The 24,981-nt window shown below is 64.6% G+C and carries 24 protein-coding genes and 1 other RNA gene; 15 read left to right on the top strand and 10 right to left on the bottom strand.

Annotated elements, in window-relative coordinates; genetic code table 11:
* Window positions 1–131: 131 nt before the first annotated feature.
* On the top strand, window positions 132–776 hold the full coding sequence (locus BM046_RS10235) for a 2OG-Fe(II) oxygenase (protein WP_090539135.1): 645 nt from the start codon (window positions 132–134) through the stop codon (window positions 774–776).
* Between the two features lie 57 nt (window positions 777–833).
* Window positions 834–1,352 carry a 2-thiouracil desulfurase family protein gene (locus tag BM046_RS10230; protein WP_090539133.1) on the top strand — a complete coding sequence of 173 codons (519 nt, stop codon included), beginning with the start codon at window positions 834–836 and terminating at the stop codon, window positions 1,350–1,352.
* Here BM046_RS10230 and BM046_RS10225 read toward each other — a convergent pair.
* From BM046_RS10225 to BM046_RS10215, 3 genes are all read right to left on the bottom strand, one after another.
* Window positions 1,316–2,215: an SdiA-regulated domain-containing protein gene (locus BM046_RS10225; protein ID WP_177197837.1), complete on the bottom strand. Its 900-nt coding sequence runs from the start codon at window positions 2,213–2,215 to the stop codon at window positions 1,316–1,318. The two genes, BM046_RS10230 and BM046_RS10225, sit on opposite strands and share 37 nt — an antisense overlap.
* Window positions 2,216–2,277: 62 nt before the next feature.
* Complete coding sequence (locus BM046_RS10220; RefSeq protein WP_090539129.1) at window positions 2,278–2,949, bottom strand: fumarylacetoacetate hydrolase family protein; 672 nt, start codon at window positions 2,947–2,949, stop codon at window positions 2,278–2,280.
* Between the two features lie 72 nt (window positions 2,950–3,021).
* Complete coding sequence (locus BM046_RS10215) at window positions 3,022–4,413, bottom strand: FAD-binding oxidoreductase (protein WP_090539127.1); 1,392 nt, start codon at window positions 4,411–4,413, stop codon at window positions 3,022–3,024.
* 171 nt (window positions 4,414–4,584) lie between these two features.
* On the opposite strand from BM046_RS10215, the gene serA reads away from it, so the two are divergent.
* The gene (serA, locus tag BM046_RS10210) at window positions 4,585–5,814 is read left to right on the top strand and encodes a phosphoglycerate dehydrogenase (RefSeq protein ID WP_090539125.1); all 1,230 of its coding nucleotides are present in this window, start codon (window positions 4,585–4,587) and stop codon (window positions 5,812–5,814) included.
* A gap of 42 nt (window positions 5,815–5,856) precedes the next feature.
* Here the strand turns inward: serA and mgtE are convergent, their stop codons facing one another.
* A complete protein-coding gene (gene mgtE, locus BM046_RS10205; protein WP_090539123.1) occupies window positions 5,857–7,200 on the bottom strand; it encodes a magnesium transporter in 1,344 nt (447 codons plus the stop codon).
* A gap of 229 nt (window positions 7,201–7,429) precedes the next feature.
* On the opposite strand from mgtE, the gene BM046_RS10200 reads away from it, so the two are divergent.
* The 3 genes from BM046_RS10200 (at window position 7,430) to BM046_RS10190 (ending at window position 10,155) form a co-directional block, all read left to right on the top strand.
* Window positions 7,430–8,032, top strand: coding sequence for an outer membrane beta-barrel protein (locus BM046_RS10200; RefSeq protein ID WP_090539121.1), 603 nt, complete (start codon window positions 7,430–7,432; stop codon window positions 8,030–8,032).
* Window positions 8,033–8,107: 75 nt separating this feature from the next.
* On the top strand, window positions 8,108–8,785 hold the full coding sequence (locus BM046_RS10195; protein ID WP_090539119.1) for a response regulator: 678 nt from the start codon (window positions 8,108–8,110) through the stop codon (window positions 8,783–8,785).
* A complete protein-coding gene (locus BM046_RS10190) occupies window positions 8,782–10,155 on the top strand; it encodes an ATP-binding protein (RefSeq protein WP_090539117.1) in 1,374 nt (457 codons plus the stop codon). Before BM046_RS10195 ends, BM046_RS10190 begins: the two co-directional genes overlap by 4 nt.
* On the opposite strand, the gene rpiA is transcribed toward BM046_RS10190, so the two are convergent.
* Window positions 10,156–10,836, bottom strand: coding sequence for a ribose-5-phosphate isomerase RpiA (rpiA, locus tag BM046_RS10185; protein ID WP_090539115.1), 681 nt, complete (start codon window positions 10,834–10,836; stop codon window positions 10,156–10,158). It abuts the gene before it with no gap.
* A 123-nt stretch (window positions 10,837–10,959) separates the two neighbouring features.
* On the opposite strand from rpiA, the gene ilvA reads away from it, so the two are divergent.
* Window positions 10,960–12,480: a threonine ammonia-lyase, biosynthetic gene (ilvA, locus tag BM046_RS10180; protein WP_090539113.1), complete on the top strand. Its 1,521-nt coding sequence runs from the start codon at window positions 10,960–10,962 to the stop codon at window positions 12,478–12,480.
* Here ilvA and BM046_RS10175 read toward each other — a convergent pair.
* The 5 genes from BM046_RS10175 to BM046_RS10155 all read right to left on the bottom strand — a co-directional run bounded on the left by BM046_RS10175 (window position 12,477) and on the right by BM046_RS10155 (window position 16,029).
* Complete coding sequence (locus tag BM046_RS10175; protein ID WP_090539111.1) at window positions 12,477–14,321, bottom strand: diguanylate cyclase; 1,845 nt, start codon at window positions 14,319–14,321, stop codon at window positions 12,477–12,479. The two genes, ilvA and BM046_RS10175, sit on opposite strands and share 4 nt — an antisense overlap.
* A gap of 363 nt (window positions 14,322–14,684) precedes the next feature.
* A complete protein-coding gene (locus tag BM046_RS10170) occupies window positions 14,685–15,287 on the bottom strand; it encodes a 5-formyltetrahydrofolate cyclo-ligase (protein WP_090539109.1) in 603 nt (200 codons plus the stop codon).
* A gap of 4 nt (window positions 15,288–15,291) precedes the next feature.
* A non-coding RNA gene (gene ssrS, locus BM046_RS10165) (6S RNA) lies at window positions 15,292–15,470 on the bottom strand.
* Between the two features lie 50 nt (window positions 15,471–15,520).
* The gene (locus BM046_RS10160) at window positions 15,521–15,823 is read right to left on the bottom strand and encodes a cell division protein ZapA (RefSeq protein WP_090539107.1); all 303 of its coding nucleotides are present in this window, start codon (window positions 15,821–15,823) and stop codon (window positions 15,521–15,523) included.
* On the bottom strand, window positions 15,820–16,029 hold the full coding sequence (locus tag BM046_RS10155) for a TIGR02449 family protein (protein WP_090539295.1): 210 nt from the start codon (window positions 16,027–16,029) through the stop codon (window positions 15,820–15,822). The genes BM046_RS10160 and BM046_RS10155 overlap by 4 nt, the downstream gene beginning before the upstream one ends.
* 174 nt (window positions 16,030–16,203) lie before the next feature.
* Between BM046_RS10155 and BM046_RS10150 the strand changes: the two genes are divergently transcribed.
* The 8 genes from BM046_RS10150 to gcvH all read left to right on the top strand — a co-directional run bounded on the left by BM046_RS10150 (window position 16,204) and on the right by gcvH (window position 24,973).
* Window positions 16,204–16,767 (top strand): UPF0149 family protein, encoded by a 564-nt coding sequence (locus BM046_RS10150; RefSeq protein WP_090539105.1) that lies wholly within the window; start codon window positions 16,204–16,206, stop codon window positions 16,765–16,767.
* A gap of 9 nt (window positions 16,768–16,776) precedes the next feature.
* Entirely contained in the window at window positions 16,777–18,117 is a 1,341-nt protein-coding gene (gene pepP / locus BM046_RS10145; RefSeq protein WP_090539104.1) for a Xaa-Pro aminopeptidase, read from the top strand.
* Window positions 18,114–19,307 (top strand): 2-octaprenyl-6-methoxyphenyl hydroxylase, encoded by a 1,194-nt coding sequence (gene ubiH / locus BM046_RS10140; RefSeq protein ID WP_268875174.1) that lies wholly within the window; start codon window positions 18,114–18,116, stop codon window positions 19,305–19,307. Before pepP ends, ubiH begins: the two co-directional genes overlap by 4 nt.
* A gap of 23 nt (window positions 19,308–19,330) precedes the next feature.
* Entirely contained in the window at window positions 19,331–20,590 is a 1,260-nt protein-coding gene (locus tag BM046_RS10135) for an FAD-dependent monooxygenase (RefSeq protein WP_090539101.1), read from the top strand.
* A gap of 65 nt (window positions 20,591–20,655) precedes the next feature.
* Window positions 20,656–21,657, top strand: coding sequence for an extracellular solute-binding protein (locus BM046_RS10130; RefSeq protein ID WP_090539099.1), 1,002 nt, complete (start codon window positions 20,656–20,658; stop codon window positions 21,655–21,657).
* 79 nt (window positions 21,658–21,736) lie between these two features.
* Complete coding sequence (locus BM046_RS10125) at window positions 21,737–23,365, top strand: ABC transporter permease (protein WP_235818619.1); 1,629 nt, start codon at window positions 21,737–21,739, stop codon at window positions 23,363–23,365.
* 81 nt (window positions 23,366–23,446) lie between these two features.
* On the top strand, window positions 23,447–24,526 hold the full coding sequence (gcvT, locus tag BM046_RS10120; protein ID WP_090539097.1) for a glycine cleavage system aminomethyltransferase GcvT: 1,080 nt from the start codon (window positions 23,447–23,449) through the stop codon (window positions 24,524–24,526).
* Window positions 24,527–24,592: 66 nt separating this feature from the next.
* Entirely contained in the window at window positions 24,593–24,973 is a 381-nt protein-coding gene (gene gcvH / locus BM046_RS10115) for a glycine cleavage system protein GcvH (RefSeq protein WP_090539095.1), read from the top strand.
* Window positions 24,974–24,981: the final 8 nt, after the last annotated feature.

Genomic DNA, 24,981 nt, shown 5'->3' with positions numbered 1-24,981 from the left:
CTCACTATTAATGACAGAGGGGTGTTTTCAGCAACTTTTATCCGGGTTTACACTGAGCGCCGCCCAGTCCGGTGGGTCTTTTCCGTTGACCGGCGTCCGTCAGCCAACGCCTTTCCAGTCCCGATTTGAGTATGAAGATGATGCCCGAGTTCCCCTTTGCGGTGCCAGACCGTCTGTTGTCGATTGCCGACCTGCTGGCCGAGCAGGGCTGGGCGGTGGCCGAGAGCGGCCTCGCCCCCGAGGTGCTCGACCAACTGGAACGCAACTGTCGCGCCCTCTGGCAGGGTGAGGCCCTGCGCCCGGCCGCCGTGGGCCGGGCCGGTGAGCGTCAGGTGGTGCCGGAGATCCGCGGGGACCATATCCGCTGGCTGGATGACTGCCCGCCCTGTGCTGCCCAGGACGCCTACGTCGAGGCCATGGCCAGACTGCGTCTGACCCTCAACCGCACCCTGCTGCTGGGTCTGGACAATTACGAGACCCATTACGCCCTGTACCCGCCGGGGGCCGGTTACAGCCGGCATCTGGACAGGTTCAAGGACAACCCCCTGCGCACCGTGTCGGTGGTGCTCTACCTCAACAGTCAGTGGCAGCCGGGAGATGGCGGCGAGCTGCGCCTGCATCTGCCGGAGGGCCCCGTGGATGTGGCGCCCCGCGCCGGCACCCTGGCGGTGTTCATGAGCGACAGTATCCTCCACGAGGTGCTGCCGGCCCGCCGTCCTCGGGCCAGTCTGGTCGGCTGGTTCCGCCGGCGTCCGGACAACCCGCTGCTGCGCTGACAGGCGGGTCCGCGCCAGCCTTGCAGCAGGCAGCCCCGAGCCTGTAGCGTACCCTGCATGGAAAAGATTCTGGTCAGTGCCTGTCTGCTGGATCAGCCGGTGCGTTACGACGGCACCGGTGCCGGTTGTCATGCCTTGCTGCAGCGCTGGTGGGCGGAGGGCCGGATAGTGATGGTCTGCCCGGAGGTCAGCGGCGGGCTGCCGACCCCGAGACCGCCGGCGGAGATCCCCGGAGGGCAGGGCGCTGCGGTGCTGGAGGGGCGGGTGCCGGTACGCGACATCCAAGGCACCGATGTCACCGCGGCCTTTATCGCGGGAGCGGAGACGGCGCTGGCCCTGGTTCGGGAACATGGCATCCGCTTTGCCGTGCTCAAGGCGCGCAGTCCCTCCTGTGGCAATCACGAGACCTATGACGGCAGTTTCAGTGGCACCCGGGTGCCCGGCGAGGGTGTGGCCGCCGCCGCCCTGCGGCGCCAGGGTGTACAGGTATTCAACGAGACCGAGCTGGCGCAGCTTGAGCAGCTGCTGCAACAGCAGGTTCAGTCCTGCGACGAACCCTCGGGTACAAAGCGATAGAACAGGTTGGGCTCGCTGGCGATATAGACGCGCCGCTGTGAATCTATCGCCAGTCCCTCGGCCTGAGGAATGCTGCGGGCCAGACCATGGGAGCCGCGGCGCAGGCCCAGCATGCTCACCGGCACACCCTGCTGGTCATATTCCACCACCATCCGTGATTCATCGCTGAGCAGCAGCAGGTGGCCGCTCGTCTCATCCGCTACCACCGAGGACAGGTCGCGCAGCTGCAGCGTGTTCTGATTGAACAGCGTCTTTTCGCTGATGCTGATGTTCTGCTGGCTGTCTCCGGTGACGAAGCCCTCGATCACCAGTACCCGCAGCGGATCCCGTTCGCGCACCGCCAGCAGCTGCTGGCGCTCGCTGTCCCAGGACAGACCTTCGAAGCCCTTGTTGTCACCTTCATCCATGGCCACCGTCAGCTGCGGCGCCTGGCTGAGATCCAGCTCGGTGGCTGCTTCCGGCAGTTCGATGAGGTGCAGGCGCTGGCGCCGCTCTTCGACCACGACATAACGGTTTCCGCCGACGTGGGTCAGGCCTTCCATATCCTGCAGTCCTGTCAGGTGCACACGGCGCAGCACCTCGCCATCGAGGCTCAGCTCCAGCAGATAGGGGTCGCCGTTGAGCAGGGCAAAGAGGGTGTCGCGCTCGGCGTTGTAGGTCAGTGCCGACAGATCATCCTCTACCCCCTCCAGCACCAGCGCGTCGATATCGACGCGGTAGCCGCCGAGGCCCACCGCCTGGGGCGGCAGCTCGCGACCAGCCAATTGCCATTGGTACCACAGATACAGCGGCAGCTGGGTTTGATGCAGGGTCAGACCGGCCAGCGCCAGCAGGATGGCGAGCAACAGCAGAAAACGCTTCAAGGGTGTACTCCAGAATTTCGGACAGCCCTTTGAGGGGGCGATCGGGCCTTGGGTTCCCGGGGTCAGTCGCCGGCAACACGGGCCGACTGTTGCAGCGCCCCGGGAATGTCCAGCGCCAGTTCATCACCGGGCTGCAACACACCGACGCCCGCGGGGGTGCCGGTCAGCACCACATCCCCCGGCAGCAGTGTGAAGATACCGGCGATATGCTGCAGCAATGTGACAATCGGCGTGATCATCTCGGCGCTGCTGCCGTTCTGGCGCAGCTCGCCGTTGATCCGCAGCTGCAGGCCGATGCTGTCCAGCGCCGGCACGGCGTCGGGCCGCAGGAAGGGTGACAGCGGGCAGGCCCCATCGAACGCCTTGGCACGCTCCCAGGGGTGACCCTTGGCCTTGAGCTGATCCTGCAGCTCGCGCAGGGTCAGGTCCAGGGCCAGGCCGATACCGGCAATCGCAGTGCTGGCCTGGGCATCACTGACCACGCCCGACAGGGGCGCGCCTATCAGTACGGCGATCTCGGTCTCGTAGTGCACCGCGCCGCGCCCACGGGGCAGATGGATCGGCTCGGCCATGGGCGTCACTGCCGTGGCCGGCTTGATGAACAGCAGGGGTTCGCTGGGTACCGGGTTGTTCAGCTCCCGGGCATGTTCGGCGTAGTTGCGCCCGACGCAGACCACCTTGCCCAGCGCGTGGGGGAAGGGGCTGCCGTCGGTGTATTGGTGCTGGTAGGTCATGGTCATTGTCATTGTCTCGAGCCGGGCCCATCGGGGCGGCGATTGGCACCGGCCCCGAGAGCGGGTGGTGCCTCAGGCGAAGATCTTGCCCGGGTTCATGATGCCGTTGGGGTCGAATACCGCCTTGACCGCCTTCATGATGGCAATTTCCTCGGCGCTGCGGCTGTAGCCCAGGTAGTCGCGCTTGGTCATGCCCACGCCATGTTCGGCGGAGATGGAGCCGTTGTACTTCTGCACGATATCGAACACCCACTGGTTGACGCTGGCGCACTTGGCGAAGAACTCTTCCTTGGGCATGGCGTCGGGCTTGAGGATGTTCAGGTGCAGGTTGCCGTCACCGATGTGACCGAACCAGACGATCTCGAAGTCCGGATAGTGCTCGCCGACGATGGCGTCGATATCCCGCAGGAACGCCGGTACCTGGCTGACGGTGACCGAAATGTCGTTCTTGTAGGGCGTCCAGTGGGAAATGGTCTCGGAAATGAACTCGCGCAGCTTCCACAGGTTCTGCAGCTGCTGCTCGCTCTGGCTCATCACCCCATCGAGCACCCAGCCCTGCTCGACGCAATATTCGAAGGTGGCCAGTGCTTCGTTGGCCACCTCCTCGCTCACCGCCTCGAATTCCAGCAGGGCATAGAACGGGCAGTCGGTCTCGAAGGGCGCGGGGACGTCGCCCCGGGCCAGCACCTTGGCCATGGCGCGGTCGGAGAAGAATTCGAAGGCAGTCAGATCCAGCTTGCTCTGGAAGGCATGCAGCACCGGCATGATGGCGTCGAAATCCGGTGTGCCCAGTACCATGGCGGTGAGGTTCTTCGGTGCCCGCTCCAGGCGCATGGTGGCCTCGACGACGAAGCCCAGGGTGCCTTCGGCGCCGATGAACAGCTGGCGCAGATCGTAACCGGTGGCATTCTTCATCAGGCCCTTGTTCAGTTCCAGCAGCTCGCCGGTACCGGTGACCACTTTCAGCCCGGCTACCCAGTTGCGGGTCATGCCGTAGCGGATCACCTTGATGCCACCGGCGTTGGTGCCGATATTGCCGCCGATCTGGCTGGAGCCGGCGGAGGCGAAATCCACTGGGTAGTACAGCCCCTGTTCCTCGGCGAACTGCTGCAGCTGGGCAGTGACCACGCCCGGCTGGCAGGTCACGGTGCGGTCGTAGGCATTGAAATCGAGAATGCGGTTCATGTAGTCGAAGGACACCACGATCTCGCCATTGGCGGCCACCGCGCCGGCGGACAGCCCGGTGCGGCCGCCGGAGGGGGTCAGCGCCAGTTTGTGTTCGTTGGCAAAGCGCACCACAGCCTGCACATCCTCGACGCTGCGGGGGAAGACGATGGCCAGCGGCGCCGGCTCGAACTGCTTGGTCCAGTCGCGGCCCCAGTTGGTCAGCGACTCGCTGTCGGTACGCACCTTGTCGACGTCAAGCAGCGTTTTCAGGTTCTCGATGATGGCTTCTGGGGTCATGGTCGCTCTCAAACAGGATTCAAGCTGGGCCTGAACAGATTTCATGCTGCCCGGGCAGTGAAAAAAGGGAGATTATGTTAGCATGTGCGGCTTCCGAAACAGGTGTCCGACTGAGCAAACGCCGAAAAACCTGACGGACCATCATACATCAGCATTACGGGTAACTCACTCATGGCAAAAACCTCGCTGGACAAGAGCAAGATCAAATTCCTGCTCCTCGAGGGTGTGCATCAGACTGCCGTCGATACGCTGCAGGCAGCCGGCTACACCAATATCGACTACCACAAGGGCTCGCTTCCTGACGAAGAGCTGAAGAAGGCGATTGCCGATGCGCATTTCATCGGTATCCGTTCCCGTACCCAGCTCACCGCTGATGTGCTGCAGCATGCCCACAAACTGGTCGCTATTGGTTGTTTCTGCATCGGCACCAACCAGGTGGATCTGGACACTGCCCGTGAAATGGGTGTGGCCGTGTTCAACGCGCCCTACTCCAATACCCGTTCGGTGGCCGAGCTGGTGCTGGCCGAGGCCATCCTGCTGCTGCGCGGTATCCCGGAGAAGAACGCGGTTGCCCACCGCGGTGGCTGGCTCAAGAGCGCTGCCGACTCCTACGAGATCCGTGGCAAGACCCTGGGCATCGTCGGCTATGGCTCCATCGGCACCCAGCTGTCGGTACTGGCCGAAGGTCTGGGCATGCATGTGATCTTCCATGACGTGGTGACCAAGCTGCCGCTGGGTAATGCCCGTCAGGTGGGCAGCCTCGACGAACTGCTGCGCACCGCTGACATAGTGACCCTGCACGTGCCGGAAACCCCCTCCACCAAATGGATGATCGGTGAACAGCAGATCCGCGCCATGAAGAAGGGCGGCATCCTGATCAACGCCGCACGCGGCACCGTGGTGGATATCGACGCACTGGCCGCGGCGCTCAAGGACAAGCATCTGAACGGCGCCGCCATCGACGTGTTCCCGGTTGAGCCGCGTTCCAACGATGACGAGTTCGTCTCCCCGCTGCGTGGTATCGACAACTGCCTGCTGACCCCGCATATCGGTGGTTCGACCATGGAAGCTCAGGCCAATATCGGTCTGGAAGTGGCGGAGAAGCTGGTGCGCTACAGCGATAACGGCACCTCCATCACCTCGGTCAACTTCCCCGAAGTGGCCCTGCCGTCGCATCCCGGCAAGCATCGTCTGCTGCACATCCACCAGAACATTCCGGGTGTGATGAGCGAGATCAACCAGGTGTTTGCCAGCAACGGCATCAACATCTCCGGTCAGTACCTGCAGACCAACGAGAAGGTCGGCTATGTGGTCATCGACGTCGATGCCGCCTATTCCGATCTGGCGCTGAAGAAGCTGAACGAGGTCAACGGAACCATCCGCTGCCGCGTGCTGTTCTGATGCCTGCCCGTGGCGGGGTTGCCCCCGCCACGGGCTCTGCCGCTACGCCGGCATGTTCAGCAGCACGCTGGCGATGCTGAAGTAGATGAGCACCCCGGTCGCGTCGGCGATGGATGTGACCAGTGGCGTGCTGGCCGTCGCCGGGTCCAGCCGGAAGCGGCTCAGCAGGAAGGGCAGCAGCATGCCGATCAGGCTGCCGACCACTACGATCAGCACCATCGACAGGCTGATCACCAGGGCAATCTGCTGCCCGCCCCGCACTACCCCTATCACCCCGATGGCGCAGGCCATGCTGACCCCCAGCAGCATCGCCAGTACCAGTTCCCGCCCGAGTACCCGGGTCCAGTCCGACAGGCCTATCTCCCCCGTTGCCAGCGCCCGTATCATCAGGGTCGCGGACTGCGAGCCGGCATTGCCCCCGGAGGAGATCAGGATCGGCAGGAAGAACATCAGCGCCAGGTTGGCGGCAATGGTGTCCTCGAAGTGCGCTATGCCGGCACCAGAAAAGATGCTGCCGAAGACCAGCAGCATCAGCCATACGATCCGCGCCCGGTAGAGCATGGGAATGGAGGCGGAGCCGACGCCGGATTCCAGATGGGTAACTGTGCCCACCCGGTGGAAGTCTTCGGTGGCGCCGGCCTGCAGCACATCCAGGGCGTCGTCATGGGTGATGATGCCCACCAGACGATTGTCCGCATCCACCACCGGCAGCGCGATCACATCGTAATGGGCGATCCGGCGGGCGGCTTCCTCCGCATCCTCGTCGACGCGGATCTGATAGGAGCAGGTCTTCATCAAGGCGCTGACCCGGGTCTGTGCTGGTGCGGTAATGAGGTCCTGCAGGCGCACCGACCCGAGCAGCTTCCTGTGGCTGTCGATCACGTAGGCGCGGTAGATGGTTTCCTTGTTCGGTGCCTCGCGGCGCAGTACGGCCAGGGCGTCGCTGGCGGAAATGCCGGGCGGCAGCGCAGCATAGGCGGAGGTCATGATGGCGCCGGCGGTGCCCTCCCGGTAGGCCGCCAGGCGGCGGATATCCTCGCGCTCGGCCTGGGCCAGCGCGGGCATCAGGGTCTCGCGCTGCTCCTCGGTCAGCTGCCGGTACAGGTCGGCGCGATCGTCCGCTCTCATGTGCATGACGATGGCGGCCAGGTCCTGCTGCGAGATGCTGTTGACCAGCAGCGTCCGGAAGTCCGGGTCCAGATAGCCGAACACGGCGGCCTGCCGGGGAATGGCTGCCTGATGCAGGATGTCCCAGGCGACAGACGGCTCGAGGTCCTGCAGTGCGGCGGCAAGATCGGCCGGGTGGTGGGCTTTGAGTGCGGTAGCCAGCTCGTCGCTGTTGCCACGCCGCAGGCTGTCCCGAAGGAGGTTGATGTCGAGTTCCATAGCTTGCTTCTGTAGATACCAGGCAGAGAGGCTGGCGGCGGGCAGCCGGACAGGGATGCCTGCTGCACGATAGCCCGAGGTTCGGGAGGTTGGTCCGGAATATAGCAAAACGCCGCTGGCGGTCGGGCGGCATCTCGCTCTCGTTCAGCCCGGGTTCAGCGAGTGTTCAGCTGCGGTTCAGGGCTGCTCAGGCAGTCTGTATTCCGACATTTACAAGGAGACAGCCCTTATGCAGAACACTCTGAAAGCACTGACGGTCGGTACCGCCATCGCCCTGGCCAGCGTGCCGGCATTCGCCCAGGACAGCTTCGTCGGTCTGACCTGGGGTGAGACCAGCAACAACATGGACCGCTCCGGCAGCCTCACCGGAAATCCGCTGGCGCGCAGCCTCGACAGCACCATCAACAACGAGAGCACCTGGGGTGTGCGCAGCGGTGTGCAGGATGACACCGGACGCATGTACCTGAACTATGAATACATCTCCGGTACCGGCAATGGCTACAAGCTGCGCCAGCAGAACCTGCTCGGCAGCTACGATCTGTTCATGCCGATCGCCGACAGCACCCGTCTGTTCGGTGGCGTGACCGCCGGTCTGGTCAAGCTGGAGCAGGACTCCCCGGGCTTCCACCGTGACAGCGATCTGGGCCTGGCCGGTGGTCTGCAGGCCGGTATCCTGCACCAGTTCGATGCACCGGTCTCCCTTGAGGCGGGTTATCGCTACCTGCGCACTACCGCGGATGTCAGCCTCAATGCGCGCAGCGGCGCGGTAGGTGGCTCGGCTGACCTCAAGAGCAGCGAGCAGCTCTATCTGGGGTTAAACTACCACTTCTGATATCGGCGCAAGCCGCACTCTGCCCGGCACTGACCGGGCAGAGTCGCATGCGTCAGTCCTGCCGTGGAGGGTGACATGAAGCTGCTGTTGGTCGAAGACGAGGCGCTGCTGCGTCACCACCTGGCGACGCGCTTTGCGGAGCTGGGGCATGTCGTCGATGCAGTGGCCGATGCGGAGGAGGGGCTGTACCGCGCCCAGCAGTACAACCATGATATTGCCATCATCGATCTGGGACTGCCCGGCATGGGTGGACTGGACCTGATCCGCGAGCTGCGCAGCATGGACCGCAGCTTTCCCATCCTCATCCTGACGGCCAGGGGCAACTGGCAGGACAAGGTCGAGGGGTTGACCTCCGGCGCCGACGACTATGTGGTCAAGCCCTTCCAGTTCGAGGAACTGGAGGCCCGTCTGAATGCCCTGGTACGCCGCGCTGCCGGCTTCGTTCAGGCGCAGATCCAGGCAGGCTCGCTGGTGCTGGACCTGCATCGACGTCAGGCCACGGTCGACGAGGAGGCGGTTCCCCTGACGGCCTTCGAGTACCGGATTCTCGAGTATCTGATGCGCCATCATCAGCAGGTGGTCTCCAAGGATAGGCTCATGGAGCAGCTGTACCCCGATGATGAGGAGCGTGATCCCAACGTCATCGAGGTGCTGGTCGGTCGGCTGCGCCGCAAGCTGGAGGCGGCCGGCGATCTGCGCCTGATCGAGACCGTGCGCGGCCAGGGTTACCTGTTCAGCGAGCCGTGCCGTTGACCCGCTCGCTGCGTTCACGCCTTGTCGTCAGCGCTGCGGGGTTCGCTGCGCTCTTCGTGCTGGCGCTGGTGCCGGCGCTGGAGAGGGTATTTGATCAGACCCTGGAGCAGGTGGTGCAGCAGCGGCTGGCGGCGGACGCCTCGACCCTGATCGGCGCCGCCAGTGTGGTCGATGGGCAGCTGGTGATGCCCGAGCAGATGCCCGACGAGGAATTCAATCTGCCCGAAGCCAAACTGCTCGGCTATGTCTACGATGCCGAGGGCAGTGTCATCTGGCATTCACGCTCGACCACTGACGAGGAGCTGCACTATTTGCCGTTCTATGCCGGCAATCGCATCGACTTTCTGCGCATCCGTGATCGGCACGGCAATGAATACTACGTCTACGACGTGGAGGTGCAGCTGTCCGGTGAACAGAGTCTGCCCCTGAGTTTCGTTACCATGCTGCCAACCAGCGAGTTCGCCGGCCTGCAGCAGGATTTCAGCCAGCGTCTGCGCCTGTGGCTGGGCGGTGGACTGCTGGTGCTGCTGGGCATGCTGTGGCTGGCACTGACCTGGAGTCTGGGTTCGCTGCGCGGCGTGCGCCGGGAGCTGCAAGAGATCGAGAGCGGCGGCCGCGAGCATCTGAGCGACCAGCATCCCCGGGAGCTGAACCGCCTGACCCAGTCGCTCAACCGCCTGATTGACAGCGAGCGCCTGCAGCGTACCCGTTACCGGGACTCGCTGGCGGATCTGGCGCACAGTCTGAAGACGCCGCTGGCGGTGCTGCAGACCGTGGTGGAGAATCTGCGCGCCCAACCGGCCGGGCGCGAGCAGGCGCGCATTCTGCGCGACCAGATCGAGCGCATGAGCCAGCAGATCGACTACCAGTTGCAGCGCGCCAGCCTGCGTCGCAGCGGGCTGGTGCGGCACAGTGCGGCCCTGCAGCCGCTGGCGGGCAAGCTGGGCGAGGCGCTGGGCAAGGTCTACCGGGACAAGGACGTGACACTGCAGCTGGACATGCCCGAAGGTACCCGGCTGCCGATCGAGGAGGGTGCTCTGCTGGAGCTGCTGGGCAATCTGCTGGAGAACGCCTACCGTCTGTGCCTGTCACGTATCCGCGTCAGTGCCCGGGCGTTGCCCGGTGGCTGGGAAATCTGGGTCGAGGATGATGGTCCGGGGGTGCCGGAGGATCAGCGCGAACGGGTCATCGGCCGAGGGGAGCGCCTGGATGCGTCGCACCCGGGACAGGGCATAGGCCTGGCCGTGGTCCGCGATATCATCGAGAGCTACGGGGGCAGTCTGAGTCTGGATGCCTCACCGCTGGGCGGCGCGGCATTCCGGGTATGGCTGCCGGGAGATGCCCGGCCAGCGAAGGGCCGGGCGCTCTGATCAGGGCCGTGCCCGTTCCATGCGCTTGACGCCCTCGCTGGTACCCAGCAGCAGTATGTCCGCCGGGCGGGCGGCGAACAGACCGTTGCAGACCACGCCGACGATGGCGTTGAGCTTTTCTTCCAGGCTGCGCGGGTCATGAATCTGCATGTTGTGGACATCCAGGATCACGTTGCCGTTGTCGGTGACCACACCCTGGCGGTAGACCGGATCCCCACCGAGCCTGACGATCTCCCGGGCTACATGGCTGCGCGCCATGGGGATGACCTCCACCGGCAGCGGGAAGCTGCCCAGGGTATCCACCAGCTTGCTCTGATCGGCAATGCAGATGAAGGTCCGGGCCACCGCGGCGACGATCTTTTCCCGGGTCAGCGCGGCGCCGCCACCCTTGATCAGCTCCAGATGGTGGTTGCTCTCATCCGCGCCATCGACGTAGAAGTCCAGGCTGGCAACGCTGTTGAGGTCATAGACCGGAATGCCATGCTGGCGCAGGCGCTCGGCGGTCGCCTCGGAGCTGGCCACGGCGCCGTCGAAGCTGGCCTTGTGGCGGGCCAGGGCGTCGATGAAGAAGTTGGCAGTGGAGCCGGTGCCGACACCGACGATGCTCTTGTCCTCCAGTTGCGGCAGCAGAATGTCCACTGCGGCCTGGGCAACGGCCTGCTTGAGTTCGTCCTGGGTCATGCCGGATACCTCTGTATGCTGAAAAACCGGGGATTATACGATCCTGCCCGGATACCGTGTAGTCGGAGGAAGGCGGATTCGTTTAGACTGGCCTCTTTTCCCTTACCTGCCAAGCCGAACGCGATGCCTACCCTTGAAAGCTATGTAAAGAAGATCCTCTGCTCTCCGGTCTACGATGTGGCGGTGGAAACCCCCGTGCACCGGGCCAACTTCCTCTCCGAGCGTCTGGGCAACACCGTCCTGCTCAAGCGAGAGGACCTGCAGCCGGTGTTTTCCTTCAAGATTCGCGGAGCCTACAACAAGCTGGCGCGCCTGACCGATGAGCAGCGCGCCTGCGGCGTGATTGCCGCCTCGGCGGGCAACCATGCTCAGGGGCTGGCCTTTGCCGCCCGGCACATGGGGGTCAAGGCGACCATCGTCATGCCGCGCACCACCCCGGAGATCAAGGTCAAGGCCGTGCGCGCCCGGGGCGGCAAGGTGGTACTGCACGGGGATGCGTTCGACGAGGCGCTGGCCTATGCCCAGAAGCAGGTGGAGGAGAAGGGGCTGGTGTTCATCCACCCCTATGATGACCCCGACACCATTGCCGGCCAGGGTACCGTGGCCATGGAGATACTGCGTCAGCACCAGGGCCAGCTGGACGCCATCTTCGTGCCGGTGGGCGGTGGCGGGCTGATCGCCGGGATCGCCGCCTATGTGAAGTACCTGCGTCCCGAGATCAAGGTGATCGGCGTCGAGCCGCGCGACTCCAACTGCCTGCAGACCGCCCTGCAGAAGGGCCGGCGGGTGACCCTGAGCCAGGTCGGCCAGTTCGCCGACGGCGTGGCGGTGGCCCAGATCGGCAAGTACACCTTCGATATCTGCAAGAAATACGTGGATGAGGTGATTACTGTCTCCTCCGACGAGATGTGCGCGGCCATCAAGGACATCTACGATGACACCCGTTCGATCTGCGAGCCCGCCGGTTGCCTGGGTGTGGCCGGGATCAAGAAGTATGTCGAGCGCGAGGGCTGTACCGGCCAGGTGCTGGTGGCCATCGATTCGGGTGCCAATATCAACTTCGATCGCCTGCGTCATGTGGCCGAGCGCGCCGAGATCGGCGAGCAGCGCGAGGCCCTGCTGGCGGTGACCATTCCGGAACGTCCGGGCAGCTTCAAGGCCTTCTGTCAGGCGATCGGCAAGCGTGCCATCACCGAGTTCAACTATCGCTACCACGACAGCCGCGAGGCGCATATCTTCGTCGGCGTCCAGACCCATCCGGAGACGGATCCGCGCGAGGCGCTGGTGGCGGGGCTGGTGGAGAAGCAGTTCCCGGTGCTGGATCTGACCGACAACGAGCTGGCCAAGCTGCATATCCGTCACATGGTCGGTGGCCATTCGGTGCAGGTGGAGGACGAGGTGGTGTACCGCTTCGAATTCCCCGAGCGCCCCGGCGCGCTGTTCAACTTCCTCAACAAGCTGGGCGGGCGCTGGAACATCTCCATGTTCCACTATCGCAACCATGGCGCCGACTACGGCCGCGTGGTGGTCGGGCTGCAGGTGCCGGAGGCCGAGCGCGGTCTGGTGCCCGAAGCACTGGATGCCATCGGCTATCCCTACTGGGACGAAACGTCCAACCCGGCCTACCAGCTGTATCTGGGTTAACTCACCAGTTCGGCACAGGCGCTGCGGTTGCGTCCGGCCTTCTTGGCTTCATAGAGCGCCTGATCGGCGGCCTGCACCAGGCTTTCCGGCGGGTGCTCGCAGCCGGGCAGGGCGCAGGCGATGCCGATACTGATCGACAGTCGCCGCTCCGGCTCCACCACGTGGGGGATCTTCATCTGCCGCACTTCGGCATGGATCAGATCCGCCACCTTGCGACACTGGGCAATATCGGCACCCGGCAGCAGAATGGCGAACTCCTCGCCGCCGTAGCGACAGACCCTGTCCCCTTCACGGCCGACATGCTGTTGCAGTGCCCGGCTGACACTGCGCAGGGCATCATCCCCGGCCAGGTGGCCATAGGTGTCGTTGTACAGCTTGAAATGATCGACATCGACCATCAGCATGCCCAGTGGCAGCTGCTGGCGCTGCAGCCGGCGCCACTCGGCGGCCAGGGCCGCATCGAAGGAACGACGGTTGAACAGCCCGGTCAGGCCGTCGATCTGGGTCAGCCTTTCCAGTTGCGCCGTGGCCTCCAGCTGCTGGTGGTTGTTGCGGCCGACGCACACCAGGTAATCGATGCCCAGGCGCTTCATCGGACGCACACTGATCTCCAGTGGAACCAGCTTGCCGGTGCGCGTGCGTGCGTATCGTTGATAGATGGCACTCTCGCCCTTGCGCGACTGCTCGCGCAGGGTCTCCAGCCAGTCCTGCGCACCGGGCACGACATCGTCCGGGCAGATACCCAGCAGATTGCGCAGCTGCTCGGCGCTGTATCCCAGACTCGCCCAGCAGGTGCGGTTCATGTAGACGATCTCGAAGGGATCCAGGTTGAGGATGAAGAGCGCGTCATAGCTGTAATCGGTCATGTCCAGCACCAGCTGCAGGCGGGACTGGCTTGACTGCAGCACCTGTTCGACCTGTTGGCGACGGGCGATCTCGCTTTGCAGGGTCCGGTTGGTCAGCTGCAGCGCATCGAGTCGTCGGGTCGCCAGCAGGGCCATCCAGAGCGCGTGGCACAGCAAGGCGCTGGCCAGCAGGCCGCTGATCAGGGTGATGGTCGGGATCGGGCTGTTGTGCAGGGTTGCCGCATTGGGATAGCTGTACAGGGTGAAGTTGTCGCTGTCCCCCAGGTGGACCCGGGCCTGGGCCGGCGGCAGGCTGTAGTGGGTATCGGCGCGCAGGCGCTGGAACAGGGTGCCGCGCCGGTCTTCGAGCGTCAGGCTCAGGTGGGCGGTGGGCAGCTCGGCCAGCAGGCTGTGCAGCAGCGCTTCCGCGCGGAAGATGGCGATCAGGTAGCCGTCGAACTGCGGATTGCCGCCGGCGTCGCGATACAGCGGGATCTGGTAGGCCAGCCCGGCGCCACCCTGGACCAGCTCGAACTGGTTGCTCAGCACGGGTTGCCCGCTTTCCCGGGCGATCTGCAGATAAGGCAGGTTGGGGTGGTCATCCGGGTACTGGAATTCCACCGCTGGCTCGTTGCCCTGCAATGGGTGGATCCAGCGGATGCAATGGCTGGCGTCCAGCCATTCGATGGCCTGGATGTTGTCGAAGTCCTCCAGCAGGGCGTCGGCGTCCCGCTGCCAGGCCGGGGGATGGCGCCGATAGTCACTCCAGCGTCGCGCCATCCGCTGGATGGCGTCAGTCTGGTAGTCGAAACGGGTTTCCATCTGCCGCGCCAGACCTTCCACCTCCTGTTGCAGCAGCTCCTGCTGGCGGTGGGTTTCGTTCTGCACCAGGGTGCGCCAGACGCTCAGCGTGCCGATCGCCAGGCACAGCAGCAGAACCATCACCAGAATGGCGTGGAACAGTCGTGGCTGGGGCTTGTGCGGCAGGGCATCCATGGTTGGAAGGTACGTCCTGTAGCTGGCATTGGCCCAGCTAGTATATGACGGCGCCGGGGATTGCGCTCGGCCTCCGGTCGACTGATGGCTGCAGGCTATCAGCCTGTCGGGGGCTTATCTGTTGATTTTTTCCGCTGGATGGGGTATAGGGTGTCGCTCAAAGTTTTGAAGTGTTCCAGAACGATAATAATAATGGACTCCGTCTCATGGCCTGAGTGCTTCAGGTCGGGAGTCGGCCGGAAAGGAGAGCAGGTGTCATGCGCCGCAAGCCGGATCTTATCTGGATTCTCGTCTTGATATTCACACTGGGGGTGGTCACCACCGGGTACACCCAAAGTTACCTGGAACGATCGGAATCACCGATTACGCAGTTCCCTGCAACAGAATGATCTGCTGATCGCTGACGATCCCGTCCAGTGGCACGTCCCAGGGCGCGACCGGAAGCTGGTCGACCTTCTGGCAATGGTGCGCCAGCCCCAGCAGACGGGGGCCTGGCCAGTGTGCGCGGGTCCGGCGGTAGGCGAACAGGCGGTCGTAGTAGCCGCCGCCCATGCCCAGGCGATTGCCCCGGGCATCGAAGCCGACCAGTGGCATGAGCACCAGATCCAGCCGCCAGGGGCTGACCTGCCAGCGGGGGTCGGGTCGGGGTTCACGGATACCGTATCTGTTGGTGGTCCAGCGCTGGCCCGGGCGCAAGCGCTGGAAGTGCATCTGATTGGCTGGCCAGCGGCGCAGTACCGGCAGGTAGCAGTGCTTGCCCAGTTCGCGGGCGCGCTGCATGAGCAGATGCGGATCGATCTCGCCGTCGTTGGCCAGGTAGAAGGCGATATGCCGGCTGCGGCGGAACAGCGGATGATGTACCAGCTGGCGCAGCAGCTGTTCACTGGCGGCACGTTGCTCGCGTGGAGTCAGGGCGCGTCGGGCCTGACGCAGCTGGCGACGCAGAAGAGTACGCGGGTCGCTCATTGAATGGATCCCCGGGACGCCGCTGTCAGGTTAGCCCTTGAACCGTGAAGTTCAAGGTGGGGGACACGGTACCGGCTTAGGCTTTCCGTCTTGCGGACATGCACACTGACGGCAACGCGTGGCCTCCTTCTGCAGGAGTATCGGCTCAGGGACGTCTCCGACTGGCAAACACCCCAGGGATGTGACCGAGTATACAGAATATTCACCCGATTTCCACTGACCCGCCGGTCGAACTATTCCTGCTGACGTGCCAGCGCCTGATCCAGGCGCTGGTTCAGTTCGTTGATCTGCTGTTGCTGCTCACCGGACAGCTGCTGCTGTTGGCGCTTGCTGATGAGCATCTCGTGGCTGATGTTCAGGGCCGCCATCACGGCAATGCGCTCCAGGCCTATCACCTTCCCGCGGTTGCGGATGTCCCGCATGGTGGCATCCAGATGACGGGCAGCCTCCTCCAGGTTGTAGCGTTCTTCAGGGGGACAGGCGACCTGATATTCCTTGTCCAGAATACGCAGGCTGACGGTGAGGGGCTGGCTCATGAATCGTGCTCCAGGGATTTCAAACGCAGTATCATGGCTTCGACCTTCTGGCGGGCCAGATCGTTCTTTTCGATCAGTTGCAGACGCTCTTCCCGCCAGTTGCGTTCCTGAGCCAGCAGTTGACGATTCTGCAGTTGCAGCTGGTCGCAGAGATCGATCAGCCGGTCTACCTTTTCAATCAGGGTGGTTATTTCGGGTTGTTCCATGGGTGCCATTCTGTCATCCCGGTGTGCAGCTCACTATAGAGTGGCCCGCAGGGGCGGTCAAACTCCCGTGGGCCGCCGGTTGTTGGCTGCGACGCTGCGTCGGTAGGATATGCCGCCGGTCTGGAATACACTGCTGGGTTCATCGACCTGAGAGATTGCAAGAATATGCTTCGGATGTCTGCCGCTTTTGATTACGACCGCTTCGACCAGTTGTTCCGGCAACTGGGCGCCGCCGGTTACCCCGCCGAGCTGCACGGCCACCTGGTGGGCCGTCTCAGTGCCGGCAGCCGCCTGGACCATGGCACCTGGCTGGATGTGGCCAGGGAGGTCATCGACGGTCGCGGCGCCCCCGGTGAGGCGGACCGTATCCTGCTGATCCAGCTGTATGACTCCAGCCTGGCCCAGCTGGCCGGCAGCGGTTTCGATCTGCAGCTGCTGCTGCCCGACGATGAGGCGCCGATCGACCAGCGCACCCAGGCGCTGGGCCAGTGGTGCGAGGGTTTCCTCGGCGGCTTCGGTCTGGTGGCCCGTGAGCGGGCCCTGAGCGAGGAGGCCGACAGCGTGCTGGCCGACTTTGCCGCCATCTCCCAGGTGCAGAGCGATCTCGAGGAATCCGAGGCCAACGAAGTGGACTTCATGGAGGTCATGGAATACGTCCGCATGGCCGTACTGATGTTGTTCAGTGAGTGCCAGCCGGCCGAGACCAGTCAGGACCAGCCGCCCGCATCACTGCATTGAGGAGAATCCATGCGCATCAGCAAACAGGAATACGCCCGTCGTCGCAAGGCCCTGATGAGCCAGATGGAGCCGGGCAGCATTGCCATCCTGCCCGCTGCACCGGTTCACGCACGTAACCGGGACACCGAATACCCCTATCGCCAGGACAGTGATTTCCAGTACCTGACCGGCTTCCCCGAGCCGGAGGCGGTCATGGCACTGATTCCCGGGCGCGAGCATGGCGAGTACGTGCTGTTCTGTCGGGAGAAGGACGTGGAGCGGGAGCTGTGGGACGGTTACCGCGCCGGCCAGACCGGCGCCGTGGCGGATTATGGTGCCGATGACGCCTTCCCCATCGCCGATATCGACGACATCCTGCCGGGACTGATCGAAGGGCGCGAGCGGGTCTACTACGCCCTGGGTGCCAATCACGAATTCGACATGCAGCTGACCGGCTGGATCCAGGCCATCCGCAGCAAGACCCGTCTGGGTGCCGAGCCGCCCAAGGAGTTCGTCGCCCTCGATCACCTGTTGCATGACATGCGCCTGTATAAAAGCGCCGCCGAGGTACGGGTGATGCAGGCAGCGGCGGATATTTCCGCCGAGGCCCACGTCCGTGCCATGCAGGCCTGCCGTCCGGGCATGTACGAATATCAGCTCGAGGCCGAGCTGCAATACACCTTCATGCGCCACGGCAGTCGTGCGCCGGCCTATTCCTCCATAGTGGCGGCCGGGGCCAATGCCTGCATCCTGCATTACACCGAGAACACCGCACAGATCCGTGACGGCGATCTGGTGCTGATCGACGCAGGCTGCGAGCTGGACTGCTACGCTAGTGACATTACGCGTACCTTCCCGGCCAATGGTCGCTTCTCCCCGGAACAGCGGGCCATCTATGATCTGGTGCTGAGGGCTCAGGCGGCGGCCTTCGAGGCGATCGGCCCGGGGCGTACCTGGAACGAGGCCCATGACGCTACCGTACGGGTGATCACCGAGGGGCTGGTGGAACTGGGTCTGCTGGCGGGCGATCCCGAGGAACTCATCGCCAGCGGTGGCTACCGCCCCTTCTACATGCACCGCGCCGGTCACTGGCTGGGCATGGATGTGCACGATGTCGGCGAGTACCGGGTCGGCGGCGAATGGCGGGTGCTGGAACCGGGCATGGTGATGACCGTGGAGCCGGGTATCTACATCGCCCCGGACAACCAGCAGGTGGCAGCCAGGTGGCGGGGTATCGGCATCCGTATCGAGGATGATGTGCTGGTCACCCGCGACGGACACCAGATCCTTACCGGCAAGGTGCCCCGTGAAGCTGACGAGATCGAGGCGCTGATGGCAGCGGCGCGGACTGCGGCGAGCGTGCCGGCGTGAGCTACAGCCTGAATATCGTCGGCGGTGGCATGGTCGGGGCCAGTCTGGCACTGGCGCTGCAGGACTGTGCCCGCCAGTCGGGCTGGGCCATTCGCCTGATCGAGGCCCAGCCGCCGGTCGAGGGGGGCTGGCAGCCCAGCTACGATAACAGATCCACCGCCCTGTCCCATGGCAGCCGCCGGCTGTTCGAGCGCCTGGGCATCTGGCAGGAGCTGGCCCGGCGCGCCGAGCCTATCCGGCAGATACACGTCTCCGACCGGGGGCATCCGGGCTCGGCCCGCATGCATGCCGAGCAGGAGGGGGTGTCCGCCCTGGGCTACATAGTGGAAAACGCCTGGCTCGGCGAAGTGCTGCTGGGCAATCTGGATCGCCAGGCCATCGAGTGGGTGGCGCCGGCGCGGGTTGCCCATGCCCGGCCGCATCCCGGCGGCTATCAGCTGGACCTGCAGGTGCCCGGTGGTACCCGCCAGCTGGAGTCGGACCTGCTGGTGATTGCCGACGGCGGCCGCTCAGGACTGCTGGATCAGCTGGGCATCCATCGCCGGGTCAATCCCTATCAGCAGGTCGCCGTGATTGCCAATGTGACCACTGCCAACGGGCATGCCGGTGTGGCCTACGAGCGCTTCACCGAAACCGGGCCGCTGGCCCTGCTGCCGCTGTCCGGACAGCGCAGCGCGCTGGTCTGGACCCTGGCGGTGGACGTCGCCGAGGAGGTGGCGCAGCTGCCGGACGAGGCCTTTCTCGAGCGCCTGCAGGCGGCCTTCGGTTTCCGCATGGGCGCGCTGCTGCGGGTCGGCGAGCGGGCCAGCTATCCGCTGAACCTGATCGAGGCTGAAGAGCAGGTGCGTTCCAATCTGGTGGTGCTGGGCAATGCCGCGCACAGTCTGCATCCCATTGCCGGACAGGGCTTCAACCTGTCCCTGCGTGACGCCATGGCTCTGGCCGACCAGCTGCAGCGGGCCGGGCGCGAAGGACATCACCCCGGCTCGCTGTCGGTACTGCAGCGCTATCTGGACGGCCAGCGCGGCGATCAGGCGGCAACCGTGGCCTTCAGTCATTACCTGACGCAGCTGTTCAGCAATCGCAACCCGGTGCTGGTAGCCGGACGCAACGCCGGGCTGCTGGCCATGGACCTGCTGCCGCCCTTGAAGACCAGACTGGCCCGTCAGGGCATGGGGTTGCGCGGATGAGTGAATCGATATCGGGAGGCGCCATGGTGCAACAGTACGATCTGATTGTCGTCGGCGCCGGCATGGTCGGTGCCACTCTGGCGCGGGCCATGGCCGACAGCCCGCTGCGGGTGGCGCTGCTCGACGCCATGCCGCTGGACAGGCCCCTCGAGGCCCGCCCCACGCCCTCGGGTTACGATCCCCGGGTCAGCGCCCTGAGCGCCGCCTCGGAGAACATCCTCACCCGCCTCGGTGCCTGGGAACAAATCGCGACCGATTACCGCAGTCCCTACAGGTATATGTGCGTCTGGGATGGCGCAGGCACCGGCGAGATCCGTTTCGATGCCGGCATGGTCGGTGAGAATCGCCTGGGCCATATCATCGAGAACTGGCGGGTGCAGCAGGCGCTGCTGGACAGTCTGAACACCACCGATGTCAGCCTGCTGGGTGGCAGGCAGGTCGAGCAGCTGGTGCAGGAAGCCGATGGCTGGGCACTGCAACTGGCCGATGGTGAACGCCTGCAGGCGCCGCTGATAGTGGCCGCCGACGGTGCCCGCTCGAGACTGCGGGAGCTGGCCGGGTTCGCCATGCGCGAATGGGATTACCTGCACCATGCCGTGGTCACCACGGTGCAGACCGAGCGTCCGCATGCCGAGACCGCCTGGCAATCCTTCCTCGATGCCGGGCCGCTGGCCTTCCTGCCGCTGCAGGACAGGGACGGTCGGCATTACTGTTCCATCGTCTGGTCGCTGGTACCCGAGGAGGCCCGGCGGGTCATGGCGCTGGACGAGGCGACCTTCGCGGAGGAGATCGAGGCGGCCATCGAAGGGCGTCTCGGCCGGATCCTGCAGGTCGATGCGCGGCACTGCATTCCCCTGCGCCAGCGCCATGCCCGGCGTTATGCCCAGCCCGGGCTGGTGCTGATCGGCGATGCGGCGCACAGCATCCATCCGCTGGCCGGGCAGGGGGTCAACCTCGGCCTGCTGGATGCGGCGGAGCTGGCGGCGGTGCTGCAGGCGGCACTGACCCGGGGCGAGGCCTTCGCCAGCCTGCCGGTGTTGCAGCGCTACGAGCGCCGCCGCATGGGAGCCAACCTGTCGATGATGCTGGCGATGGAAGGCTTCGAGCGCCTGTTCCACGCCGATACGCTGGCGCTGCGCTGGGTGCGCAATACCGGGATGCGCTGGATGGACGGCCTGCAGGGGCTCAAGGCCGGGATAGTCCGGCGGGCGCTGGGGCTCGAAGGCGAGCTGCCGCCGCTGGCTCGCCCGGTTATCGAGGGGGAAGAAAGTCCGGCTGTCTAGTTGATGATCTTAATTAAAATCATTATCATCCAGGCTTCCGAACTCCCTAATCGAGGCTTCCACAGATGTCATTTACCCGCAATCTCGTCGTGCTGAGTCTGGCCCTGAGCGCCTTCACCAGCGTCGCCCAGGCCAAGGAACTGGTGGTCTACTCCTCCCGCCAGGATCATCTGATCAAGCCGGTATTCGAGATGTACACGGAGAAGACCGGGGTCAAGATCAACTTCATCACCGATCGTGAAGCTCCCCTGATGGCCCGTCTGCGCGCAGAAGGTGTCAACACCCCGGCGGACATGTTCATGACGGTGGACGCGGGCAACCTGTGGCAGGCAGAGGAGCAGGGGCTGTTCCAGCCGGTACAGTCGGAGGTCATCGAGGGCAACATTCCCCAGCACCTGCGTTCGAGCAACAACATGTGGACCGGGCTGTCGCTGCGTGCGCGCACCATCGCCTACTCCACCGAGCGGGTGAAGCCGGAGGAGCTGAGCACCTACGAAGCCCTGGCTGACGAGCAGTGGAAGGGCCGGGTGTGCCTGCGTACCTCCAAGAAGGTCTACAACCAGTCGCTGGTTGCCACCATGCTCGAATCCATCGGTGAAGAGAAGACCACCGAAGTGATTCAGGGCTGGCTGGCCAATCTGGCCACTCCGGTCTTTGCCGATGACACCGCCCTGCTGCAGGCCATCGACGCCGGTCAGTGCGATGTGGGCATCGTCAACTCCTACTACTTCGGCCGCCTGCACAACGCCCAGCCGGATGTGAAGGTCAAGCTGTTCTGGCCGAACCAGGAAGACCGCGGCGTGCACGTGAACATCTCCGGCGCCGGTGTCACCAGACACGCGAAGCATCCGGAGGAGGCCACCCGCCTGCTGGAATGGATGACTACCGAGGAAGCCCAGCGCATCTTTGCCGATGTGAACATGGAATTCCCGGCCAACCAGGCCCTGGAGCCCTCCGCGGAAGTGGCTGCCTGGGGTGACTTCAAGGCCGACAACGTGAACATCGAGGTGGCCGGTCGTCGTCAGCCCGAAGCCATCATGCTGATGGATCGCCTCGGCTGGAACTGATTCCGCCCCGGTCATTTGTTTGTATACTGCACGCCCGGCTTCTGCCGGGCGTGTTTTTTTACCGTTACAGGGAGTATGCGTGGCCCGTCCAAGTCCCGCCCACAAGCTGCGCTGGCAGCTGATCACCTATCTGGCTGCCGGGCTGGTGCTCATGCCCTTGCTCGTATTGCTGTTCAGCTGGCAGAGCGTGGATCAGACCATCTGGGGCCACCTGCTGCAGACCCAGCTGGCGCGCCTGATCGGCAATACCCTGTGGCTGGTACTGGGCGTCGGGGCCGGGGTGATACTGCTGGGTGTGAGTCTGGCCTGGCTGATCAGCCTGTGTGAGTTTCCCGGGCGCCGCTGGCTCGACTGGGCACTGATGTTGCCCTTTGCCATACCGGCCTACGTCCTGGCCTTCGTCATGGTCGGGCTGCTGGATTTTGCCGGCCCGCTGCAGACCCTGCTGCGCGGCTGGTTCGGCAATGACTTCAGGCTGCCACCGATTCGCTCCACCGGCGGGGTGATCCTCACCCTGGTGCTGGTGTTCTATCCCTATGTCTACATGCTTGCCCGCAGTGCCTTCATGGCCCAGGGCAGGGGACTGATGGAGGCCTCGCGCATCCTCGGCCAGACGCCCTGGCAGGGTTTCTGGCGGGTGGCGGTGCCCATGGCGCGGCCGGCCATCAGTGCCGGCGCGGCTCTGGCCATCATGGAAACCCTGGCCGATTTCGGCGCGGTTTCCGTGTTCAATTACGACACCTTCACCACGGCGATCTACAAGACCTGGTACGGTTTCTTCAGCCTGCAGAGCGCCACCCAGCTGGCCAGCCTGCTGCTGCTGTTCGTGTTTCTCGCCCTGTTCGCCGAGCGCCACGCCCAGGGGCGCAACAAGCGGTTTCCGGCCAACGACAAACCGCGTAAGGGCGCCCTGTACCGGCTGCAGGGGCCGTTGGCCTGGCTGGCCAGCGGCTATTGCCTGCTGGTGCTGTCGATCGCCTTCATCATTCCGGTGGGGCAGTTGCTGTACTGGCTGCTGAGCAGCGGGATTGCCGATCTTGACAGTCGCTACTGGGCGCTGATCCAGAACACCCTGCTGCTCGGGGCGATTGCCGCGCTGATGACGGTGGTCGTGGCCACTCTGCTGGTGCTGGCGCTGCGCCTGCAGCCGATCCGCCGGGTGCGCGGTGCGGTGGCCCTGGCCAATCTGGGTTATGCGCTGCCCGGGTCGGTACTGGCGGTGGGCATCATGTTCTTCTTCAGCTTTCTCGACAACAACCTGGTGGTGCCCCTGCGCACCTGGCTGGGGGCGGCCAATCCCGCGCCTGTCCTGCTGGGCGGCCTGTTCGCCTTGCTGCTGGCCTATCTGATCCGCTTCATGGCGGTGGCCTATGGTCCCCTGGACACTTCGTTGGCGCGCATCCGGCCGTCGCTGCCGGAGGCGGCCCAGAGTCTGGGTCAGTCCGGCTGGCAGGTCTTCTGGCGCGTCTATGTACCGCTGCTGCTGCCCGGCATCCTCAGTGCGGCGCTGCTGGTGTTCGTCGACGTGCTCAAGGAAATGCCAGCCACTCTGCTGATGCGGCCCTTCGGCTGGGATACCCTGGCGGTGCGTATCCACGCCCTGACCAGTGAGGGGGAATGGCGACGAGCTTCCCTGCCGGCGCTGACCCTGGTACTGGTCGGGCTGGCGCCGGTGATAGTGCTGATCAGACGTTCCGCCCGCCGCTGAATGCGGCTCGGCGCAGGGAGCAATGGACCCCGTTTGTGGCTACAATCAGCCACTGGGTCGAAGATAACAAGGAACAACGCCATGGGTCTGCGCACACCCCTGTATGACAGTCACCTGGCCACCGGTGCCAGGATGGTCGATTTCGGCGGCTGGGACATGCCACTGCATTACGGTTCGCAGATCGAGGAGCACCATCAGGTGCGCCGCGAGGCCGGGATCTTCGACGTTTCTCACATGGGCGTGGTGGATATCACCGGCGCTGACGCCACCGCCTTCCTGCAATACCTGCTGGCCAACGACGTCGGTCGTCTGCAGGCGCCGGGCAGGGCGCTGTATACCGCCATGCTCAACCCGGACGGGGGCATCCTCGACGACCTCATCGTCTACCGCCTGGCCGACGGCTACCGGCTGGTGGTCAATGCCGGTACCCGCCAGCGTGATCTGGAATGGATCCGCGGCCAGGCTGCCGGGCGTCAGGTCGAGGTGACCGAGCGCCGGGAGCTGGCGATGATCGCGGTCCAGGGCCCTCTGGCCCGGGCCCGTTGCGCCAGTGTGATGACAGATGCGCAGGCCGCGCTGGCCGAGCGGCTCGAACCCTTCCATGGGCAGGCCGAGGGTGACTGGTTCATAGCCTGTACCGGCTATACCGGCGAGGACGGTCTGGAAATCATGCTGCCGGCCGCGGAGGCGGCAGCCTTCTGGAACGCCCTGCAGGGCGCCGGCTGCAAGCCCTGCGGACTGGGCGCCCGGGATACCCTGCGACTGGAGGCCGGACTGAATCTCTACGGCGCCGATATCGACGAACAGACCTCGCCCCTGGCGGCCAACATGGCCTGGACCATCGCCTGGGAACCCGAGACGCGGGACTTCATCGGCCGCCGGGCGCTGGAGCGCCAGCGCCAGGCCGGCGATCTGCCCCGGCAGGTCGGTCTGGTGCTGGAGCAGCGTGCAGTGCTGCGCAGCGGCCAGAAGGTCATGATCGACGACCGCGAGGGTGTCATCACCAGCGGCAGCTTTTCCCCGACCCTGGGCTGTTCCATCGCGCTGGCCCGGGTGCCCCGCAACACCGGTGACAGCGCCCGGGTGGACATCCGGGGCAAATGGCTCGATGTGCAGGTAATCCGCCCCGGGTTCGTGCGCAACGGCATAAAACTCTTTTAAATCAACGGAGAACGCGTCCGCCAGGCGGAGCGAACTTCACCATCCATGCACCGAGGACAATAGAAGATGAGCAACACCCCCAGCGAACTGCGCTACGCCAGCAGCCACGAATGGAGCCGCGAGGAAGCGGACGGCACCATCACCGTGGGCATCACCCACCACGCCCAGGACGCGCTGGGGGACGTGGTCTTCGTCGAGCTGCCGGAAGTCGGCCGCCAGCTGACTGTCGGTGACGAGTGTGCGGTGGTTGAATCGGTCAAGGCGGCCTCGGACATCTACGCGCCGGTCAGTGGTGAGGTCGTTGCCATCAACGAGGCACTGGCCGATTCCCCCGAGCTGGTGAACTCCGATCCCTACGGTGAAGCCTGGTTCTTCAAGATCAAACCGACCGACAGCAGTGAGCTGGACAAGCTGCTGGACGCTGACGGATACCTCGCCAGCCTCTGATACGGCGC

This window comes from Halopseudomonas formosensis (assembly GCF_900115905.1).
Taxonomy (GTDB): domain Bacteria; phylum Pseudomonadota; class Gammaproteobacteria; order Pseudomonadales; family Pseudomonadaceae; genus Halopseudomonas; species Halopseudomonas formosensis.
This window is presented reverse-complemented; position numbering and strand designations above follow the sequence as displayed.